This window comes from Paracoccus broussonetiae, assembly GCF_031854425.1.
In the GTDB taxonomy this organism is placed as follows: domain Bacteria; phylum Pseudomonadota; class Alphaproteobacteria; order Rhodobacterales; family Rhodobacteraceae; genus Paracoccus; species Paracoccus broussonetiae.
Genome location: NZ_JAVRQI010000004.1, coordinates 196,748 through 215,478 on the forward strand (window position 1 = coordinate 196,748; position 18,731 = coordinate 215,478).

An 18,731-nucleotide genomic window follows, 5' to 3' on the forward strand; every position below is an offset into this window, starting at 1 on the left:
CATCATGCATTTTTCCGCACCGTGTCTAGGCGGGCGCGGGTCTTATTGCAACATCTCGCGTCATCGGCGGTACGGAAGGGCGCAGATGGTTGACGCACGCATAGGTTGTATTACGCAGATGCTTTCAGAGTTCAGGAGCCTTCGGTGACCAGTTCAAGACTGACATGACGGCCGTCGACCACCTGCTTTCCGGCATTGGCGAAATTGACCGTGATCCGGTCGCCGATCCGCGACTGGACCTGACCGATGCCCCATTCCGGCGCATTCGGATGCCGAACCAACATTCCGGGTTCAAGAATTTCATTCATGGCGCGCCGACTCCTCGCGTGACGAACAAGGCTAGACTTCAATGAACGACGTTACAATCAGCCGATCCACGGCATCCCCCTTTCCAGCGCTACCCGAACGGCTGGCAAGCCTGGTCAGCTCGCGCCTGTGCCACGATCTGATCTCTCCTCTGGGGGCGATCGGGAACGGGGTCGAGTTGCTGCAGATGTCGGGGGATTATCCGGGGCTGACGAAAAGCCCCGAGCTTGGGTTGATCGCCGAAAGCGTCGAGGCGGCGCGCGCCCGCATCCGCTGGTTCCGGTTGGCCTTTGGCCATGCCTCGGCCGAACAAAGGCTGGCGCTGAACGAGCTGGCGGGACTGATGGCCGACATCGAACGGCAGGGCCGCATCCGCGTGCGGCTGGAGGCGCAGGGCGACCTGCCCCGGTCCGAGGCGCGACTGATCCTGTTGGGCGTCATGTGCCTTGAGACCGCCTTGCCCTGGGGAGGCAGCATCCTCATCTGTCGCGGTGCCGTCGGCTGGCGCCTGCTGGCCGAGGCCGCGCGCACCAAGTCGGACCCCGCTCTTTGGGCTTGGCTTGATGCGGATCCGGCCCTTGAACGGGTCGAGCCGCAGCCGTCCGAGATCCATTTCCCGCTTCTGGCCGCCTTTGCCGCGCAGGAGGGACGCAGCCTTGGCTGGGAACTGGACGAGAAGGGCGGAGAGATCTGGTTTCATGGCGCCCAATCCGGCTTGCGCCAGGGGGGCTAGTCCTCGATCGCGTCCAGCGCCTGCTCGATCCGCCGCGCCCAGGAAGCGGGCGGATCGGGGTTTTCGTCCAGAAGCCGGGTCAGCGCCTCGGTCCCGGCGGCAGCGTCGCGGGTCAGAAGCGCAAGTCCGGCCTCCAGCCGCAATTGCGGCGCGCCGCGAAGCGCAACGTCGCGCAGCAGCGGCTCGACGCGCGCGCCGTGCCGCTTCAGCGCGGCGCTGGCCAGGTTGAAGCTGTAACGGATCGAGTTCCGCCGCGCCTCTCGGTGCAGGTTGCGGATCCTGACCGGGTCCAGCCGGTCCTGCACCAGCATGGTCGAGACGTTGCCGATGCGCCCGATATCGGCAATGACGCCGCTGGCCGGGTGGCCGCCATGCGGCAGGGCCACCAGTCGCAGCAACGGAAAGGCTGCGCCGATGCGCAGCGCGTGCTGGCGGTCGGCCGAAATCGCGGGATCGAACAGCAGGACGCCGGAAAGCCCCGGATTGCCCCATTCCTCGGGGCAGGGCATGTCGCGCCCGATGCGGGCGAATTTCCGATGCCGTCCGGGGTCATAGGGGGCGATGGCGGGGTCGATGCAATATTGCGGCGATACGGCCAGGATGCGGCGGACGCGGGCCGCGCGCGAATAAAGCAGTGCCCCGTAACCGCCCATCGAGAAGCCCGAGGCCGTCACCTCGTCATAGCCAGCCGTCGCCTTGTCCAGCGCCGCAGCGAGGTCATCGCTTTTCGCGGACAGGAACCAGTCGCGCCGCGCGGTCTGCACGGTCAGCGCATCGATGCCAAGCCTTTCAGCAAAACGCGGGCACTGGGTCGGTTCGAACCCCTGCATCCGTTCGCGCCCCGGCTCAAAACAGACGACGACGCGCGAACTGCCACCGGGCGCGCGAAACAGCGTCACCCGGTGGCGGCCATCCTGATGCAGCCGCTGGGCCTGCCTTGCGGCAGGGACCTCAGGGGCGGATGGTGCCGTCACCCGTGACCAGATATTTGAAGCTGGTCAGCTGCTCGGCGCCGACGGGTCCGCGCGCGTGCATCTTGCCGGTCGCGATGCCGATTTCTGCGCCCATGCCGAACTCGCCCCCGTCCGCGAACTGGGTCGAGGCGTTGCGCATCAGGATCGCGCTGTCGAGGCCGCTGAAGAAGCGTCCGGCGGTGGCGTCGTTCTGGGTCAGGATGGATTCCGTGTGCCCCGAACCGAAGCGGCGGATATGGGAGATCGCCTCGTCCACGCCATCGACCAGCTTCACGGCGATGATCTTGTCGAGGAACTCCTGCCCGAAATCCGATGGCTGGGCGGGGATGGTACCTGCGACCTGGGCAAGCTCACCCTCTGCCCGGACTTCGACCCCCGCGTCCAGGAGGTCCTGCACCAGCACGGCGCCGTGCCGTGCATAGAAGGCACGGTCGATCAGCAGGCATTCGGCGGCACCGCAGATGCCGGTGCGGCGGGTCTTGGCGTTCAGGACCACCCGGCGCGCCTTTTCCACGTCCGCATCGCCATCGGCATAGACGTGGCAAATCCCTTCAAGGTGGGCAAAGACCGGAACGCGGGCCTCCTTCTGCACCAGTCCGACCAGACCCTTGCCGCCCCGCGGGATGATCACGTCGATCAGGCCCTGTGCGCGCAGCATCGCGGCCACGGCCTCGCGGTCGCGGGTCGGGACAAGCTGGATCGCGGCGTCGGGCAGGCCCGCCTGGCGCAGGCCGGTGGCCAGCGCGGCATGGATCGCGGCCGAGGAGTTCAGGCTTTCCGAGCCGCCGCGCAGGATCACGGCATTGCCCGATTTCAGTGCCAGCGCCGCCGCATCCGCTGTGACGTTCGGGCGGCTTTCATAGATGACGCCGATCACGCCCAGGGGGGTCGCCACGCGCTGGATGTGCAGGCCGTTCGGGCGGTCCCATTCGGCCAGCACACGGCCCACGGGATCGGGCTGGGCGGCGACGGCACGCAGACCTTCGGCCATCGCGCGGATGCGCGGGCCGTCAAGCCGCAGGCGGTCCATCATGGATGGCGCAAGACCCTTTGCGGCGGCAAAGCCCATATCTTCGGAATTGGCATCGAGGATCGCGGTTTCCGATGCAATGATCGCGTCGGCCGCGCCGATCAGGGCGGCGTGCTTGCGTTCGGCGCTGGCTTCGGCCAGCACAAGCGTCGCATCGCGCGCAGCCTTGCCAAGCGTGGCGATCAGGGCATCCGCGTCGGTCTGGGTCAGGTCTTTCATGTCGGCATTCCCTTGGATGTGCCATGAGATAGGCCGGGGCCGCGCGAAAAACCAGCGTTGAAAGGGGGAAGGTGCAGGATTCTGTTGCCAGGTTCCTGCGGACCCCGCCTTACACTGCTAGGCGCAAGGGCTTAAGGTTCGGTAACTCGAACTGCTTACGCAGCCAGAGCGACCGGAGCACGGTTGTCGTTGGCAACTGTACAATTTGCACCGATAACGGTGGTAGCTCACCGAGACAAAGCAAACAGCTTTAGACGTTCGTCGATCCTGTTTCGACCCCAGGTGCCCCCAACGAGGGAGTTTGGTGGAGTCGCCGGGTACCGCCCCCGGGTCCGATCCGCTTATTACCTGCGCGTTTATGTCCATAGTCCGGGCGAACCCGAACAGGGCGAATATAGGCGCGGGCGGGGGGCAGCGCAAGGGCGGGGGAACGTCCCGTTCCCCCCTTGCTCCGCCCCCGTCGGACGCACCAATTCCCCCCTTTGGGGTATTTCCGAAACGATGAGGGGGCGCGGTTCTTCGCGCCCCCTGAAACGATTTAACCTCAGATCCGGATCAGAAGCCGGCCTTGATCTTTTCGAATTCGGCCAGTTGGCGTTCGCGCTGTGCCGGGTCGTTCGGGGTCTGGGCCAGGATCGGGGCGTCGACCGCGGACAGGCCTTCCTTCACCGCGGGTTCGTCCTTGATCGTCTCCATCGCGACGGTCGAGGTATGGCCGTAGCCGATCGTGTCCAGCAGGCCCTTGGCCGCTTCGGGGGCAAGCCAGGCATTGATGAAGTCATAGGCCTTGTCTTCATTGCCAGGTCCGTCCTTGAGATTGACGAAACCGCAGAAGAAGGTCGACGAGCCTTCCTTCGCCGCGCGCTGGAAGCCGACCGGGAAGCCTTCATTCTGCAAAAGCACGACGCCGTCGTTCCAGGACCATGCGACATCGACCGCGCCCGAGGCCATCAGCTGCGCCTGTTCCGAGGGGTCGGCCCAATAGGCGGCGACGTTCTGATGCGCCTTGCGCAGCCAGTCGGCGGCGGCGGTGAACTGTTCGTCCGTCACCTTGGTCCAGTCCGTCACGCCCGTTGCCAGATAGGCCAGCGCCCAGACGTCATCTGCCGAATCGGGCAGCGAGGTGCGGCCCTGGTATTTCGGGTCGATGAAGACGTTCAGGCTGGCCACGTCCTCGGCCGGGACGTTGTCGGCATTATAGGCGATGGCGGTCGCGCCCCAGTCCGTCGGGATGTACCAGACGCCCTTGTCATCCTTGAAGATCGGCGAATCCAGGAATTTCGGGTCGATCGTCGCGAAGGCGGGGATCTTCGAGACATCCCAGGGTTCGATCAGCCCGGCATCGCGATATTTCGACACCATCTGCGAGCAGGGATGCGCGACATCCGCTTTGAACCCCGAGGCGAGCTTCTGATACGCCTCGTCATCGTCGCCATAGAAGGCGAAGGTCGGGCTGTCGCCGTTCTTGTCGATATAGCCCTGGAAGATCGAGGGTTCCTCGAATCCGGCCCAGTCGAATACGGTCAGCTGGGAATCGGCGGCATGGGCAGGCATGGCAAGCGCCGCGCCCGTGAGGATGAGCGAAAGGGCGGAGGAGCGCAGAAGTTTCATCTGGGACCTTGTCTAATGCGTGGCAGATGATCGAACGCTAGCCGCGGCAGGGGCACCCCGCAAGCATTCGCTGCACGTGCGGCATGGTCAAACCCGCCGCCGCATCGCAACCGGGCGCGGGTGTGGGGGCTATTCCGGCAGCATGATCTCTGGCCCGCCGACGATGCGGGCGTCGGGGGCGCCGATCAGGTCGTCGTCGCGGCCCTCAAAATCTACGGCGCGCAAAATGGTCTGGATCGCAGCGATCCGGGCGCGGCGTTTGTCATCGGCGCGGATCACCGTCCAGGGCGCGATGCCGGAATGGCTGCGGCGCAGCGTGTCGTGGATGGCGTCGGTGTAATCGTCCCACTTCGCCAGCCCGTCCACGTCGATCTGGCTAAGCTTCCACTGCTTCAGGGGGTCTTTCTCGCGATCGAGGAAGCGCTGCAATTGCTCGGCGCGACCGACATTCAGCCACAGCTTGACGAGGATGATCCCGTCGTCGACCAGCACGTTTTCGAAATGCGGCAGCTGGCGGAAAAATGTCTCGCGCTGGCTGTCGGTCGAGAAGCCGAAGACCTTCTCGACAACGCCGCGGTTGTACCAGCTGCGATCAAACAGGGCGATTTCACCCGCCGCCGGAAGCCAGTCAACATAGCGCTGGAAATACCACTGGCCGGTTTCACGCTCGGTCGGTTTCGGCAGCGCGACGATATAGGCCGAGCGCGGGTTCAGGTTTTCACGCACGCGCTCGATGGTGCCACCCTTGCCGGCAGCGTCGCGACCTTCGAACAGGACGACGATGCGCTTTCCGGTCTGGATCACGTCGCGCATCAGGCGGACAAGCTGCAATTGCAGCGCCTCCATGCGCTCGTCGTAATCCTTGGACTTCATCTCCTCGTCATAGGGATAATCCCTGTCGAGGATCTCTCGGTCGCGGGCGCCGGTGATCTCCTTGCGGATCGCGTCCGGGGCGTCCTTTTCAAGATACCGGCTGATCGCGCCTACGAAGGGCAGATCGGGCAGCTCCGGCGCAGTCGACTTGTCCCCGGATTTCTTCGCCATGCTCAGCCCTTTCCGATGCGCCCGATGTCGTAATAGGTGGTCTGGTAGATCTCGTTGATCCAGTTACCGTAAAGCAGGTGGGCATGGCTGCGCCAGCGGTTCGTGGGCTGCTGTCCGGGGTCGTCGTCAGGGTAATAGTTGACCGGCACGTTGATCTGTTTGCCCGAGATCACGTCGCGGTCATATTCGTCCTTCAGCGTCGTGCTGTCATATTCGAAATGGTTGAAGACATAGAGCGCGCGATGCCCCGCATCCTCGATCAGGCAGGGCCCGACCTGATCCGAGGCGATCAGCGTGCGCAAGCCGGGGGTGGCGTCGACCTCGGGTTGGCGGACCTCGGTCCAGCGGCTGACCGGGACCAGCACGTCATCCGAGAAGCCGCGCAGATAGGGACTGGCGGGGGCAAGGTTGCGATGCCGGAAGCAGCCGAAGGCCTTGTGGTCCAGGACGTGCTTTTCCAGCCGGTTGAAATGCCAGGCCATCGCCATGCCGCCCCAGCAGACGCCGAAGGTCGAATGCACATGGGTCTGGGTCCATTCGAAGACGCGGGTCAGCTCGTCCCAATAGGTCACCTGGTCAAAGGGCAGGTGTTCGATGGGTGCGCCGGTGATGATCAGGCCGTCGAATTTCTCGCCCGTTGCCTCGACGTCGCAGAAGCGGCGGTAGAAGCTTTCCATGTGATCGGCGGCCGTGTTGCGGCTTTCGTGGTCCGACATGCGGATCAACTGGAAGTCGATCTGCAGGGGCGTCGCGCCTATCAGCCGGGCAAACTGGTTCTCGGTCTGGATCTTCTTGGGCATCAGGTTCAAGAGTCCGATGCGCAAGGGCCGGATATCCTGGGTCGCGGCCCGGCCCGGCGACATGACCATCACGCCTTCATTCGACAGGATGTCGAAGGCGGGCAGGTCATTTGGCAGGGTAATGGGCATCATGCGTCCTTTCTGTCGATGGCAAGTCCGATCAGGGCGATCAGGTCTTCGGGCGTCTTCACCCCGGCGACCTCCTCGGCCAGGATGGTCACGCCGCGCCGGGCCATGGCCTGATAACGGGGCTGGCGATGGGCCAGCGCGCGGGCATAGGTCCAGCGGATGAAATCGTCGGGATTGACCTGTTCCTCGGTCAGGCCTTTTTCAACCCTGTAGGCCGTCCAGGCGCGGTCGAGGAACTGGGGCTGGTAATACATCGGCTTCGGCGCGCGGTCGAAGCGGCGCACCAGTTCCGCCGTATGCGCATCTGATCCGCGGATCCAGACCAGCAGCATGTCGCGCTGAAGCGCGTCCAGGACCGGGTCGTCATCGGCAAAGGGGTCGACCACTTCGCAGACCGAACCCCCCGAATCACATACGAAATTCGGAATGGCATAGATCTCCTGCGCGCGGCGGATGAAATGGCTGCCATCCAGCAGCGCCGCGATCTCGGCGGTGCGGTGCTGGTCCTGGCGGCGCATGTATTCCTCGAAATCCAGCCCCCCGCGCGAGGGGCTGCCGGGCTTGCCCAGATAGGTGGACAGCGGGGCCAGGTTCTCGAACGTGATGTTCGAGGCGATATAGACCGAATCCGACAGCAAAAGCTCGCGCAGGAAGGGGACCTTCATCGCCTCGCGCTTGAAGTTGTCGGCAATCAGTTCCCCCATGTAGCGGGTGCCGATCCGGTAATCGACCGAGTAATGGAACCAGTCGCCGGCATTGCGCAGCATGCTGGCCAGATAGGTCTTGCCCAGCCCGGACATGCCGAAGAAAAGCACGCGCTTGCGCGGTGCTGCCTGCCATTCGGCCCTGGTCTTGTAAAGCATGGTCCATCCTTTGCCGGGTCAGCGATAGTTAAAGCGCCGCGCCGGGATAGGAAAGGGGCAGGCGGCCCGCTGCCGGGCTTCGCGGAAAGGATGAATCCGTTGTAGCGCGATCACACCTTTCGCGCTATCATCCCGCCCAGACCCGGAAAAACGGGCACCCGGAAACGGGATATGGCAGAGGCAGTGACGGCGGTTCATCCATGACCGAAATGGTCTTTGGCACCACGCCCGTTCGGGCTGGTGATCCGATTCTTCCCCGTTGGTGGCGCACGGTCGACCGATGGTCGCTCGCCTGCGTCCTGGGGCTGTTCGCGATAGGGTTGTTGCTGGGGCTGGCGGCCTCGGTTCCGCTGGCGGAAAAGAACAACCTGCCGCAATTCTATTACGTGACCCGACAGGCGGTCTTCGGCGCGATGGCGCTGGTGGTGATGATGGTCATCTCGACCTTCTCGCCGCGCTTCGTGCGTCGGATTGCCGTCCTGGGCTTTGCCATCGCTATGGTCGCGATCGTGCTTCTGCCCTTCATCGGCACCGATTTCGGCAAGGGCGCTGTGCGCTGGCTGCGACTGCCGGGCGGGATGTCCGTCCAGCCGTCCGAGTTCCTGAAGCCCTGCTTCATCGGCATCTGCGCCTGGTTCATGGCGGCCAGCCAAGAGGTGGGCGGCCCCCCCGGACGGCTGTATTCGGCCGGAGTCGCGGGGGCAGTCGTCGTTCTGCTGGCGCTTCAGCCAGACTTCGGCCAGGCCTCGCTGGTGCTGTTTTCCTGGTGCGTGATGTATTTCATCGCGGGCGCGCCGCTTTACCTGCTGTGCAGTGTCCTTGGCGTGTCGGTGGTCGGCGCGGTCTTCGCCTATGGCGCATCGGAACACTTCGCGCGGCGCATTGACGGTTTCCTTGCGGCCGAGGTCGATCCCCGCACCCAGCTTGGCTATGCCGCGAACGCCATCCAGGAGGGCGGCTTCTTCGGTGTCGGCGTGGGCGAGGGCTCGGTCAAGTGGTCGCTGCCGGATGCCCATACCGATTTCATCATCGCCGTCGCGGCCGAGGAATACGGCCTGATCATGGTGCTGGCGATCATCGTGCTTTACAGCACCGTGGTCGTGCGTTCGCTGCTGCGGTTGCGGGATGAACGCGATCCCTTTGCGCGGATCGCGGGCACCGGACTTGCCTGTGCCTTCGGCGTGCAGGCCCTGATCAACATGGGCGTCGCCGTCCGACTGCTGCCGGCCAAGGGGATGACATTGCCCTTCGTCAGCTATGGTGGGTCGTCGGTCATCGCCTCGGGCGTGGCGGTCGGGATGCTGCTGGCGCTGACGCGATCACGCCCGCAGGGGCGGATCTCGGACGTGTTCGGGCGGGGACGGTCATGAACACCGTGAAGGTTCCCTATTGCCTGATCGCCGCGGGCGGAACGGGCGGGCACATGTTCCCGGCCCAGTCTCTGGCCGAGGAACTTCTGGACCGCGGCTGGCGGGTCACGCTGTCGACCGATGAACGCGGCGCGCGCTACGCCGGGGGCTTTCCCCACTCGGTAACGCGTGAGGTGGTGAATTCCGCGACCACGGCGCGTGGCGGTATGCTTGCGCGGGTCGCGGCCCCGCTGCGCATCGGCAGCGGCGTCCTGTCCGCGCTGCGTGCGCTGCGGGCCGACCGTCCCGCGGTGGTCGTGGGCTTTGGCGGCTATCCGACGATTCCTGCCATGTCGGCGGCGCTGTCGCTGCGCATTCCGCGCATGATCCACGAACAGAACGCGGTGATGGGCCGCGTGAACGGCGTCTTTGCGCGCCATGTGAACAAGATCGCCTGCGGCACCTGGCCGGCCGAACTGCCCCAGGGCGTGCAGGGCGTCCATACCGGCAACCCCGTGCGCCAGGCCGTGCGAGAGCGCGCCGGCGCCGCCTATCACCCTCCGGGGGACGGGCCGCTGAACGTGCTGGTCATCGGTGGCAGTCAGGGTGCCCGCGTGTTGTCCGACATGGTCCCCGAGGCCATGGCGGGCCTTCCGCCCGAGGTTCGCGCGCGGTTGCGCGTCAGCCATCAGGCCCGGGTCGAGGACGGCCCCCGCGTCACAACAGCCTATCGCGAGGCCGGGATCGAGGCCGAGGTTCAGCCCTTTTTCGAGGACGTTCCGCAACGTCTTACCGACTGCCATCTGGTCGTCAGCCGGGCGGGCGCGTCCTCGCTTGCGGACATCACCGTGATCGGCCGTCCGGCCATCCTGATCCCGTTCGCGGCCGCCAGCGGCGACCACCAGACAGCCAATGCCCGTGCCCTTGGGGAATCGGGCGCGGCCATGGTGCTTCCCGAATCCGTGCTTGACGCCGAGAGCCTGAGGCGCGACATGCGGGAGATTCTTTCGGACGGCGCGCGCGCCACCTCCATGGCTGCGGCTGCATTGGCCCTTGGTCGCCCTGACGCGGCGCAGCGACTTGCAGATCTAGCGACGGACCTGACCGCATGAACGCAGCGACCAAACTTCCGGGCGAACTTGGCCCCATTCATTTCATCGGCATCGGTGGGATCGGCATGTCCGGCATCGCCGAGGTGCTGATGACGCTGGGCTATGCCGTGCAGGGGTCGGATGCGAAGCGGTCCAAGATCACCGACCGCCTGGAATCCCTGGGCGCCACGATCTTCGAGGGGCAGGGCGCACAGAACATCGGCGAGGCGGGCGTCGTCGTCATCTCGACCGCGATCAAGAAGGGCAACCCCGAGCTTGAGGAAGCCCGCCGCCGTGGCCTGCCCATCGTGCGCCGGGCCGAGATGCTGGCGGAACTGATGCGCCTGCGTTCGAACGTCGCGATTGCGGGCACGCATGGCAAGACCACCACGACCACGATGGTCGCGACCCTGCTGGATGCCGGCGGCTTCGATCCGACGGTCATCAATGGCGGCGTGATCCATGCCTATGGCTCGAACGCCCGCGCCGGCGCAGGTGAGTGGATGGTGGTCGAGGCCGATGAAAGCGACGGCAGCTTCAACCGCCTGCCCGCGACCATCGCCATCGTCACCAACATCGACCCCGAGCATATGGAGCACTGGGGCAGCTTCGACGCGCTGCGCAAGGGCTTCCAGGACTTCATCTCGAACATTCCGTTCTATGGCCTTGCCGTCTGCTGCACCGACCACCCCGAGGTGCAGTCGCTGGTCGGCAAGCTGACCGACCGCCGCGTCGCGACCTTCGGCTTCAACGCCCAGGCGGATGTTCGTGCGATCAACCTGCGCTATGAGGACGGTATCGCCCATTTCGACATCGCCCTTCAGGGCGAGGCCGAGCTGAACGATGGCGAGATCCCGGTGATCGAAGGCTGCACCCTGCCGATGCCGGGTGACCACAACGTCTCGAACGCGCTGGCGGCAGTGGCCGTTGCCCGCCATCTGGGCATGAAACGCGCCCAGATCCGCGAGGCGCTGGCGAAATTCGGTGGGGTCGGGCGCCGCTTCACCCGCGTCGGTGTCGTGAACGGCGTGACCATCATTGACGATTACGGCCATCACCCGGTCGAGATCGCGGCGGTGCTGAAGGCCGCCCGGCAGGCAACCAAGGGCCGCGTCATCGCTGTCCACCAGCCGCACCGCTACACTCGTCTCTCCAGCCTGTTCGACGATTTCTGCACCTGCTTCAACGAAGCCGATGTCGTCGCCATTGCCGAGGTCTATTCCGCGGGCGAGGAGCCGATCCCCGGCGCATCGCGCGACGATCTGGTTGCAGGGCTGATCGCGCATGGCCATCGCCACGCCCGCGCCGTCATCGACGAGGCCGACCTGGCCCGGCTGGTCCGCGAACAGGCCCGGCCCGGCGACATGGTCGTCTGCCTGGGGGCGGGGACGATCTCGACCTGGGCGAACAATCTTCCCGAGCGATTGCAGGAGTGGGCCGCGTGAGCGAACTGGCCAGCCATCCCGCGACCGCGGCAATCTGCGCGCTGAGCTGGGCGTTTCTCAGCTGCATGCTTCCTTTCCTGCGTCCCGGCCCGCGTCATGTCGCGCTGTGGGCGCTGGTTCTCGCCGGCGTCCCGGTGCTGGGCTGGCTGACCTTCCTGTACGGACCCGGCTTTGGCGTCTTGTTCATGGCGCTTGGCCTGTCCATCCTGGTCTGGCCGCCGGTCGAATGGATGCGCAGGCGGCAGGGAACCTCCTGACCGTGGCGCTGGTCTGGGCCGTCGTCATTTTCGTCGCCCTGGGCCATCTGTGGATCGGCTATCGTCGCGCCGCCATGCGGTCCTGGCGTCAGCTGGGCGCGGCGCTTGCGGTGCTGCTGGCGGGCGCGCTGGTCTGTCAGTTAATCGGAGAGGGCAAGACCGGCGGTTATCTGGCCGGGATCATCGGTTTCATGATGATGCTGCTGTTGCTGATCGCGGCCGGTTCGCTGGCTCTGGGCGGATTGATCCGACTGGGCCTTGAGGCGGCGGGAAGGCCCCGGCTGACCGTCGTTGCATTGCCCTGGTGGGATCTGGCGGTCGTCGGGACATTCGCAGCGCTGGCCATCGGTTTCAGCGCGGCCGAGTAGGGCGCGCCCGATTGACGCCCGATCCGGCCTTGATTACGAGCAGCCCATGACCCAGACGCTTCCGACCCCCCGCGGCATGCTGACCCCGAACCGGTCTTTGGCCGAACTGACCTGGCTTCGCGTCGGCGGCCCGGCAGAGGTGCTGTTCCAGCCCGCCGATCATGACGATCTGGCCGCATTCCTGGCGGCGCTTGACCCCTCCGTCCCGGTCTTTCCGATCGGGGTGGGGTCGAACCTGATCGTGCGCGACGGCGGCATTCGGGGCGTGGTCATCCGTCTGGGCCGGAACTTCAACGCCATTGAATGCGACGGCGAGTTCGTCACGGCGGGCGCAGCGGCGCTTGATGCCCATGTCGCCCGCCGCGCGGCCGAGGCCGGGCGGGATCTGACCTTCCTGCGCACCATCCCCGGCAGCATCGGCGGTGCGGTCCGGATGAATGCGGGCTGCTATGGCTCGTATGTCGCCGATCATCTTGTCTGGGTCCGGGCCGTGGCGCGCGACGGCAGCCGTCACGAGATCCCGGCTGCCGACCTGCGCTTTGGCTATCGCCAGTCCGAACTGCCCGAAGGCTGGATCGTGACCGAGGCCCGCTTCCGCGCCGATGCCGGCGATCCCGCAACCCTGCTGGCCCGGATGGAAGAGCAGCTTGCCCGTCGCGACGCCAGCCAGCCGACCCGCGATCGCAGTGCCGGTTCGACCTTCCGCAACCCGGCCGGGTTTTCCTCGACCGGGCGCGCGGATGACAGCCACGAGTTGAAAGCCTGGTCCTTGATCGATGCGGCAGGCTTGCGCGGTTATCGCCTTGGCGGCGCGCAAATGTCCGAGAAGCACCCGAATTTCCTGCTGAATGCCGAAGGCGCAACCGCTGCGGATCTTGAAGCTTTGGGCGAATATGTGCGCAGCCGCGTACGCGAGACCAGCGGCCATGACCTGCAATGGGAAGTCATTCGCATAGGTGAGCCGTAACCCGCCGGTCTGACTGGAAAAATCGCGCGGAACGCGAAAAGGGACTTTTGCGGAAAGGGATCAGCGGCTATCCTCATGGGATAAATACCCGGATCAACCGGGTGCATGAGGCGGAAATTGGCGGGCAGGTCGAGCAGGACAGCCCCGAAAGTCGCAGTTCTCAAGGGCGGACCCTCGGCCGAGCGCGAGGTGTCCCTGTCCTCGGGGCGGGAATGCGCGCAGGCGCTGCGGCAAGCGGGCTATGAAGTCACCGAGATTGATGCGGGCAAGGATCTGCCCGAGCGCCTGGCCGAGGCCGCGCCAGATGTCGTGTTCAACGCGCTGCATGGCCGTTGGGGCGAGGATGGCTGCGTTCAGGGCCTGATGGAATGGCTGGGCGTGCGCTATACGCATTCCGGCGTCCTCGCCTCGGCCATCGCGATGGACAAAAGCCGCGCCAAGCAGGTGTTCCGCGATGCCGGGCTGCCGGTGCTGGAAAGCCTGATCGCCGACGCCGCCGAGGTGCGCACACGCCACGTGCTGCCACCGCCCTATGTCGTCAAGCCGAATGACGAAGGATCGTCGGTCGGCGTCTATATCGTGCATGAAGCCGCGAACAGCCCGCCGCAACTGTCCGACCAGATGCCCGCGCGGGTCATGGTCGAAACCTATGCGCCGGGGCGCGAGCTGACGGTCGCCGTGCTGGGCGATCGCGCGCTGGGTGTGACCGAGATCGTCACGACCGGCTGGTACGACTATGACGCGAAATACAAGCCCGGCGGCTCGACCCATGTCGTGCCTGCCGAGGTTCCGGCCCAGATCGATGCCGCGTGTCGCGACTATGCCATCCGCGCCCATGCGGCTCTGGGATGTCGTGGCCTGAGCCGCAGCGACTTCCGCTGGGACGACAGCCGCGGGCTGGACGGGCTCATCATCCTTGAAACGAACACCCAGCCCGGCATGACCCCGACCTCGCTGGCGCCCGAACAGGCGGCCAAGGTCGGAATGGATTTCCCGGCACTGTGCAGCTGGATCGTCGAGGAGGCGCTATGCAGGGCCTGAACCCCTTTGGCCAAGGTCACGGCGATGCCGCGCGTCCCGCGCCGATCCGTCACGCGCCCCTGCGCCCCGCCCCGCAGGCCAAGGTGACGCAGCGCCGCGACCCGGCGCCGTCGCGCTTGGCGTATCGCCTGAACCGGATGATGCTGCGTCCGCTGATCCGGCGCCTTGTCCGCATCGGGATCCCCGCCTTTCTGGCCGCGATGGTGGCCGGGATCTGGCTGTCGGATGAAACCCGCCGGGCGAATCTGGCCAGCGGAATCGACGGGATCGTGGACAAGGTCCAGCATCGCGACGCCTTCATGGTCCACTCGATGGAAATCGAGGGTGCCTCGGAAGCCGTGGACAAGGGGCTGCGCGCGATGCTGCCGGTCCAACTTCCGGCCTCCAGCTTCGATATCGATTTGGAAAAGCTGCGCGAACGCGTGCTGATGCTGGATGCCGTCGAATCGGTCCAGCTTCGGGTCACGCCCGGCGGCGTGCTGTCGGCCGCCGTGACCGAGCGGGTTCCGACCGTCCTTTGGCGCCATGCCCGCGGGATCGAGCTTCTGGACAAGACCGGCCACCGCGTCGCTTCGGTCACGTCGCGCGAGGTTCGCAAGGATCTGCCGATCATCGCGGGCGAGGGGGCCGACCGCGCCGCGCCCGAGGCTCTGGCGCTGATCGATGCGGCCGGGCCGATCCTGCCGCGGCTACGTGGGCTGGAACGTATCAGCGCGCGGCGTTGGGATGTGGTTCTGGAAGGCGGCCAGCGCATCAAGTTGCCCGAGGAAGGCGCGCTACGCGCACTTGAGCGTGCGATTGCCATGGATCAGGGGCAGGGGCTGCTGTCCCGCGACGTATCCGTCGTGGACCTGCGTCTGGAAGCCCGCCCGGTCGTGCGGATGGGGCTGGATGCGCAGAACGCGATCCGCCGGGCCCGTGGCCAGGACGAGATCGGGCCGGACGGACAGCCCATTGCATCGGGCGCTGACGGCAAGAGCAAGGGCAAGACCGGGACGACTTCGGGAAGTGGCGTGAAAAAGACCTGACAAAGGGTCGAGGGGGCAGGGACATGAAGGATCTGTATCAGGGCCAGCGCGCGATGCGGAACATGCGCCGACAGGCCATGCAACGCGGCGTGATCGCCGTGCTGGACATCGGAACCTCGAAGATCGCTTGCCTGGTCCTGCAATTCGACGGTCCCGGCCAGTTCCGCGAGACGGATGGCGTCGGCCCCATGGCGGGACAGTCGAACTTTCGCGTGATCGGCACGGCGCATACCCGATCCCGAGGGATGCGCTTCGGCGAAATCCAGAACATGGCGGAAACCGAACGCGCGATCCGCACCGTCATCCAGTCCGCGCAGAAGGCGGCGGGGACTCGTGTCGATCACGTCATCGCCTGCATCTCGGGGGCAAGGCCCGCGTCCTATGGGCTGGCCGGGGAGCTTCCCCTGGCCGGAGGCAAGGTCGCGCAGGACGATGTGGCGCGCGTGCTGGGCGCCTGTGAGGTGCCCGATTTCGGGCGCGGTCGCGAAGTGCTGCACGCCCAGCCGGTCAACTTCGCCGTCGATGGGCGCACAGGGCTTGCCGATCCGCGCGACCATTCCGGCGAGCGCCTGGCGGTGGACATGCATGTCCTGACCGTCGACGGGGACGCGGCTGGCAATCTTGTCCATTGCATCCGGCGCTGCGACATGGAGCTTGCGGGCGTGGCCTCGGCCTCATACGCCTCGGGGCTGGCCGCGCTGGTCGAGGACGAGCAGGAGCTGGGCGCCGCGTGCATCGATCTGGGCAGCGGCGCGACCGGGGTCTCGGTCTTCATCAAGAAGCACATGATCTTTGCCGATGCCGTGCGCTTTGGCGGCGATCTGATCACGCAGGATATCTCCAAGGGGTTGCGCGTCAGCTATGCGCAGGCGGAACGCCTGAAGACGCTTCACGGCGGGGTCGAGGCGACCGGTCGCGACGACCGCGAGATGATCGAGCTGGGTGGTGATACGGGCGACTGGGATACCGACCGGCGCAGCGTCAGCCGCGCCGACCTGATCGGCATCATGCGTCCGCGCGTCGAGGAAATTCTGGAAAACGTAGCCGAGATTCTGGATGCGGCGGGTTTCGAATTCATGCCTGCGCGTCAGGTCGTGCTGACCGGCGGCGGCAGCCAGATCCCCGGACTGGACGTGCTGGCGGCGCGGATGTTGGGCCAGAATGTCCGGATCGGGCGTCCGCTTCGGATCCAGGGACTCCCGCATAACGCGACCGCTCCGGGGTTCTCGGCGGCGATCGGGCTGGCCCTGCTGACGGCCCATCCGCAAGACGAATGGTGGGATTTCGAAATGCCTGCAGAAGCCTATCCGGCGCGCAGCCTGCGCCGGGCCTATCGGTGGTTCAAGAACAACTGGTAGTTGAGAAATGACTTGATGCGGTGGTGGCGGGAATCATTCCCACCACATGCTGGGGAATGGGCAAGATACCGCCGAAATACGCGGTGATTCCCGCCATATTTTGTGGAACGACCGTGATTTTAGGGTGACGCTGCGGCCGAATCTGGCTAGGCTTTCACCTATACGGGGATTCGACCGGACCGCGCACAGATCCGGCGCAACAGACAAGGCAGGCGAGACATGGAACGGCAGATCCATCTGATGCTGAACGATGACCAGGAACTGAAGCCGCGTATCACCGTTTTCGGCGTCGGTGGTGCAGGTGGCAACGCGGTCAACAACATGATCGACAAGCAGCTCGAAGGTGTCGAGTTTGTCGTTGCCAATACCGATGCCCAGGCCCTGACCAATTCCAAGGCGGAAAGCCGCATCCAGATCGGTCCCAAGGTGACCGAGGGTCTGGGCGCGGGTGCCAAGCCCTCGATCGGCGCCAAGGCCGCCGAAGAGACGATTGAAGATATCGTCGATCACCTGATGGGCGCGCATATGTGCTTCATCACCGCCGGCATGGGCGGTGGCACCGGCACCGGCGCCGCCCCGATCATTGCCCAGGCCGCGCGCGAGATGGGGATCCTGACCGTCGGCGTCGTGACCAAGCCCTTCCAGTTCGAGGGCACAAAGCGGATGCGCCAGGCCGAGGATGGGGTCGAGGCCCTGCAAAAGGTCGTCGACACGCTGATCATCATCCCGAACCAGAACCTTTTCCGCCTGGCCAACGAGAAGACGACCTTCACCGAAGCCTTCGCGATGGCCGATGACGTGCTGTACCAGGGCGTGAAGGGTGTCACCGACCTGATGGTGCGTCCGGGCCTGATCAACCTCGACTTCGCCGACGTCCGCGCCGTGATGGACGAGATGGGCAAGGCGATGATGGGCACGGGCGAAGCCTCGGGCGAGAATCGTGCGGTGCAGGCGGCCGAAAAGGCCATCGCCAACCCGCTGCTGGACGAGATCAGCCTGAACGGCGCCAAAGGCGTCCTGATCAACATCACCGGCGGATACGACCTGACCCTGTTCGAGATGGACGAGGCGGCCGAGAAAATCCGCGAGAAGGTCGATCCCGAGGCGAACATCATCGTCGGCTCGACGCTTGATCCGTCGATGGAAGGCTCGATCCGCGTGTCGGTCGTCGCGACCGGTATCGACGCCTCGGTGGCCGAGATCCCGGCCCCGCGCCGTGGTATGAAAGAGCCGCTGACCCAGCATCCGTCGGCCACGCAGCGCGTCGCCGAAGAAGAGGCGCAGGTTCCCCCGCGCCGCACCGCGCCGCTGGTCGAGCAACCCGTGACCGCGGCAGCTCCGGCCCCGCAGATGCCGCGCCCGCAACAGCCCGCTGCCGCGCGCTATGAGGACGAGGATATGCCCCGCCCGGCCTATCAGCCCGAGACGCGGCAACCCGCAGCCGATGCGCTGAGCGCAGACTCGGGCAGCTTCGTGGCCCCGCGCCGCGCCCCGAACGGCCCGGCGGGAACGCCCTCGGATGCGGTGATGCAGCGTCTGGCCCAAGCGGTGCAGCGCGCGCCCGAACGTCAGCCGGCCCCGGCCCCGCAGCAACCCGCCGCTGCATCGCGTCCCGCACCGGCGCCGCAGCAGCCGGCGCAGGACATCGCCAGCCGCGTGCAAAGCCGCATGGGTGGTCTCAGCCGCATGCTTGAGCGCATCTCTGGCCATGGCGACTCGTCCTCGGCGGCCGAGAAGCCCCCGGCCTCGACCCTGGCCGAGCGGGTAAACGAACGCGTGGCCGCGCGTCGCAGCACCGGCTTCGATGCCGGTTTCGACGACCTGGCAAGCCCGGACCGCAGCGACGACAACGTCGAAATTCCGGCTTTCCTGCGCCGTCAGGCCAACTGAGGCGTTCACAAATATTTCGCGACATTTCGACAAGGGACCGCTTCGGCGGTCCTTTTTCATTCGAAATTACAGGGATTTACAAGGAAGCGCCGCAACACCCGGCAGGACGGGGTCGCTATGTTTCATGCCGTTACAATTCGTTAATTGTGACTTCTACATGTCGCGCCTAATTCAGCATCAGGGTCAGGACAAGGATCGTCCGGCCCGAGGTATTAGGAAGGCAAGACC

18 protein-coding genes and 1 other RNA gene are annotated in these 18,731 nt (G+C 65.7%); 11 read left to right on the forward strand and 8 right to left on the reverse strand.

The genetic code is table 11. The features are described from left to right. Nucleotides 1–131: 131 nt before the first annotated feature. Nucleotides 132–308 (reverse strand): DUF3553 domain-containing protein, encoded by a 177-nt coding sequence (locus RM190_RS06725; protein WP_311758642.1) that lies wholly within the window; start codon nucleotides 306–308, stop codon nucleotides 132–134. 41 nt (nucleotides 309–349) lie between these two features. Here RM190_RS06725 and RM190_RS06730 point away from each other — a divergent pair, with 41 nt between their 5' ends. Continuing rightward, a complete protein-coding gene (locus RM190_RS06730; protein ID WP_311758643.1) occupies nucleotides 350–1,039 on the forward strand; it encodes a histidine phosphotransferase family protein in 690 nt (229 codons plus the stop codon). On the opposite strand, the gene RM190_RS06735 is transcribed toward RM190_RS06730, so the two are convergent. The 7 genes from RM190_RS06735 to RM190_RS06765 form a co-directional block, all read right to left on the reverse strand. Then, a complete protein-coding gene (locus RM190_RS06735; protein ID WP_311758644.1) occupies nucleotides 1,036–1,938 on the reverse strand; it encodes a hypothetical protein in 903 nt (300 codons plus the stop codon). The two genes, RM190_RS06730 and RM190_RS06735, sit on opposite strands and share 4 nt — an antisense overlap. 52 nt (nucleotides 1,939–1,990) lie before the next feature. After that, nucleotides 1,991–3,262: a glutamate-5-semialdehyde dehydrogenase gene (locus tag RM190_RS06740; RefSeq protein WP_311758645.1), complete on the reverse strand. Its 1,272-nt coding sequence runs from the start codon at nucleotides 3,260–3,262 to the stop codon at nucleotides 1,991–1,993. 70 nt (nucleotides 3,263–3,332) lie between these two features. Continuing rightward, nucleotides 3,333–3,686: a transfer-messenger RNA gene (gene ssrA / locus RM190_RS06745) on the reverse strand. 131 nt (nucleotides 3,687–3,817) lie between these two features. Next, nucleotides 3,818–4,873 carry an ABC transporter substrate-binding protein gene (locus tag RM190_RS06750; RefSeq protein ID WP_311758646.1) on the reverse strand — a complete coding sequence of 352 codons (1,056 nt, stop codon included), beginning with the start codon at nucleotides 4,871–4,873 and terminating at the stop codon, nucleotides 3,818–3,820. 129 nt (nucleotides 4,874–5,002) lie between these two features. Beyond that, nucleotides 5,003–5,917: a polyphosphate kinase 2 gene (gene ppk2 / locus RM190_RS06755; protein ID WP_311758647.1), complete on the reverse strand. Its 915-nt coding sequence runs from the start codon at nucleotides 5,915–5,917 to the stop codon at nucleotides 5,003–5,005. 2 nt (nucleotides 5,918–5,919) lie between these two features. Continuing rightward, complete coding sequence (locus tag RM190_RS06760; protein ID WP_311758648.1) at nucleotides 5,920–6,846, reverse strand: homoserine O-succinyltransferase; 927 nt, start codon at nucleotides 6,844–6,846, stop codon at nucleotides 5,920–5,922. Then, nucleotides 6,846–7,709 carry an ATPase gene (locus RM190_RS06765; protein WP_311758649.1) on the reverse strand — a complete coding sequence of 288 codons (864 nt, stop codon included), beginning with the start codon at nucleotides 7,707–7,709 and terminating at the stop codon, nucleotides 6,846–6,848. Before RM190_RS06765 ends, RM190_RS06760 begins: the two co-directional genes overlap by 1 nt. Nucleotides 7,710–7,909: 200 nt before the next feature. Between RM190_RS06765 and RM190_RS06770 the strand changes: the two genes are divergently transcribed. From RM190_RS06770 to ftsZ, 10 genes are all read left to right on the forward strand, one after another. Beyond that, on the forward strand, nucleotides 7,910–9,079 hold the full coding sequence (locus RM190_RS06770) for an FtsW/RodA/SpoVE family cell cycle protein (protein WP_311758650.1): 1,170 nt from the start codon (nucleotides 7,910–7,912) through the stop codon (nucleotides 9,077–9,079). Beyond that, nucleotides 9,076–10,170 (forward strand): undecaprenyldiphospho-muramoylpentapeptide beta-N-acetylglucosaminyltransferase, encoded by a 1,095-nt coding sequence (murG, locus tag RM190_RS06775; RefSeq protein ID WP_311758651.1) that lies wholly within the window; start codon nucleotides 9,076–9,078, stop codon nucleotides 10,168–10,170. Before RM190_RS06770 ends, murG begins: the two co-directional genes overlap by 4 nt. Next, the gene (gene murC / locus RM190_RS06780) at nucleotides 10,167–11,594 is read left to right on the forward strand and encodes a UDP-N-acetylmuramate--L-alanine ligase (RefSeq protein WP_311758652.1); all 1,428 of its coding nucleotides are present in this window, start codon (nucleotides 10,167–10,169) and stop codon (nucleotides 11,592–11,594) included. Before murG ends, murC begins: the two co-directional genes overlap by 4 nt. Beyond that, entirely contained in the window at nucleotides 11,591–11,851 is a 261-nt protein-coding gene (locus RM190_RS06785) for a DUF2484 family protein (RefSeq protein WP_311758653.1), read from the forward strand. The genes murC and RM190_RS06785 overlap by 4 nt, the downstream gene beginning before the upstream one ends. Then, on the forward strand, nucleotides 11,821–12,219 hold the full coding sequence (locus RM190_RS06790; RefSeq protein WP_311758654.1) for a hypothetical protein: 399 nt from the start codon (nucleotides 11,821–11,823) through the stop codon (nucleotides 12,217–12,219). Before RM190_RS06785 ends, RM190_RS06790 begins: the two co-directional genes overlap by 31 nt. Nucleotides 12,220–12,265: 46 nt before the next feature. Beyond that, on the forward strand, nucleotides 12,266–13,186 hold the full coding sequence (gene murB, locus RM190_RS06795; RefSeq protein ID WP_311758655.1) for a UDP-N-acetylmuramate dehydrogenase: 921 nt from the start codon (nucleotides 12,266–12,268) through the stop codon (nucleotides 13,184–13,186). Between the two features lie 117 nt (nucleotides 13,187–13,303). Then, the gene (locus tag RM190_RS06800) at nucleotides 13,304–14,227 is read left to right on the forward strand and encodes a D-alanine--D-alanine ligase (protein ID WP_311758761.1); all 924 of its coding nucleotides are present in this window, start codon (nucleotides 13,304–13,306) and stop codon (nucleotides 14,225–14,227) included. Then, complete coding sequence (locus RM190_RS06805) at nucleotides 14,215–15,255, forward strand: cell division protein FtsQ/DivIB (protein WP_311758656.1); 1,041 nt, start codon at nucleotides 14,215–14,217, stop codon at nucleotides 15,253–15,255. The genes RM190_RS06800 and RM190_RS06805 overlap by 13 nt, the downstream gene beginning before the upstream one ends. Nucleotides 15,256–15,278: 23 nt before the next feature. After that, nucleotides 15,279–16,613 carry a cell division protein FtsA gene (ftsA, locus tag RM190_RS06810; RefSeq protein WP_311758657.1) on the forward strand — a complete coding sequence of 445 codons (1,335 nt, stop codon included), beginning with the start codon at nucleotides 15,279–15,281 and terminating at the stop codon, nucleotides 16,611–16,613. Between the two features lie 219 nt (nucleotides 16,614–16,832). Further along, nucleotides 16,833–18,503 (forward strand): cell division protein FtsZ, encoded by a 1,671-nt coding sequence (ftsZ, locus tag RM190_RS06815; protein ID WP_311758658.1) that lies wholly within the window; start codon nucleotides 16,833–16,835, stop codon nucleotides 18,501–18,503. Nucleotides 18,504–18,731: the final 228 nt, after the last annotated feature.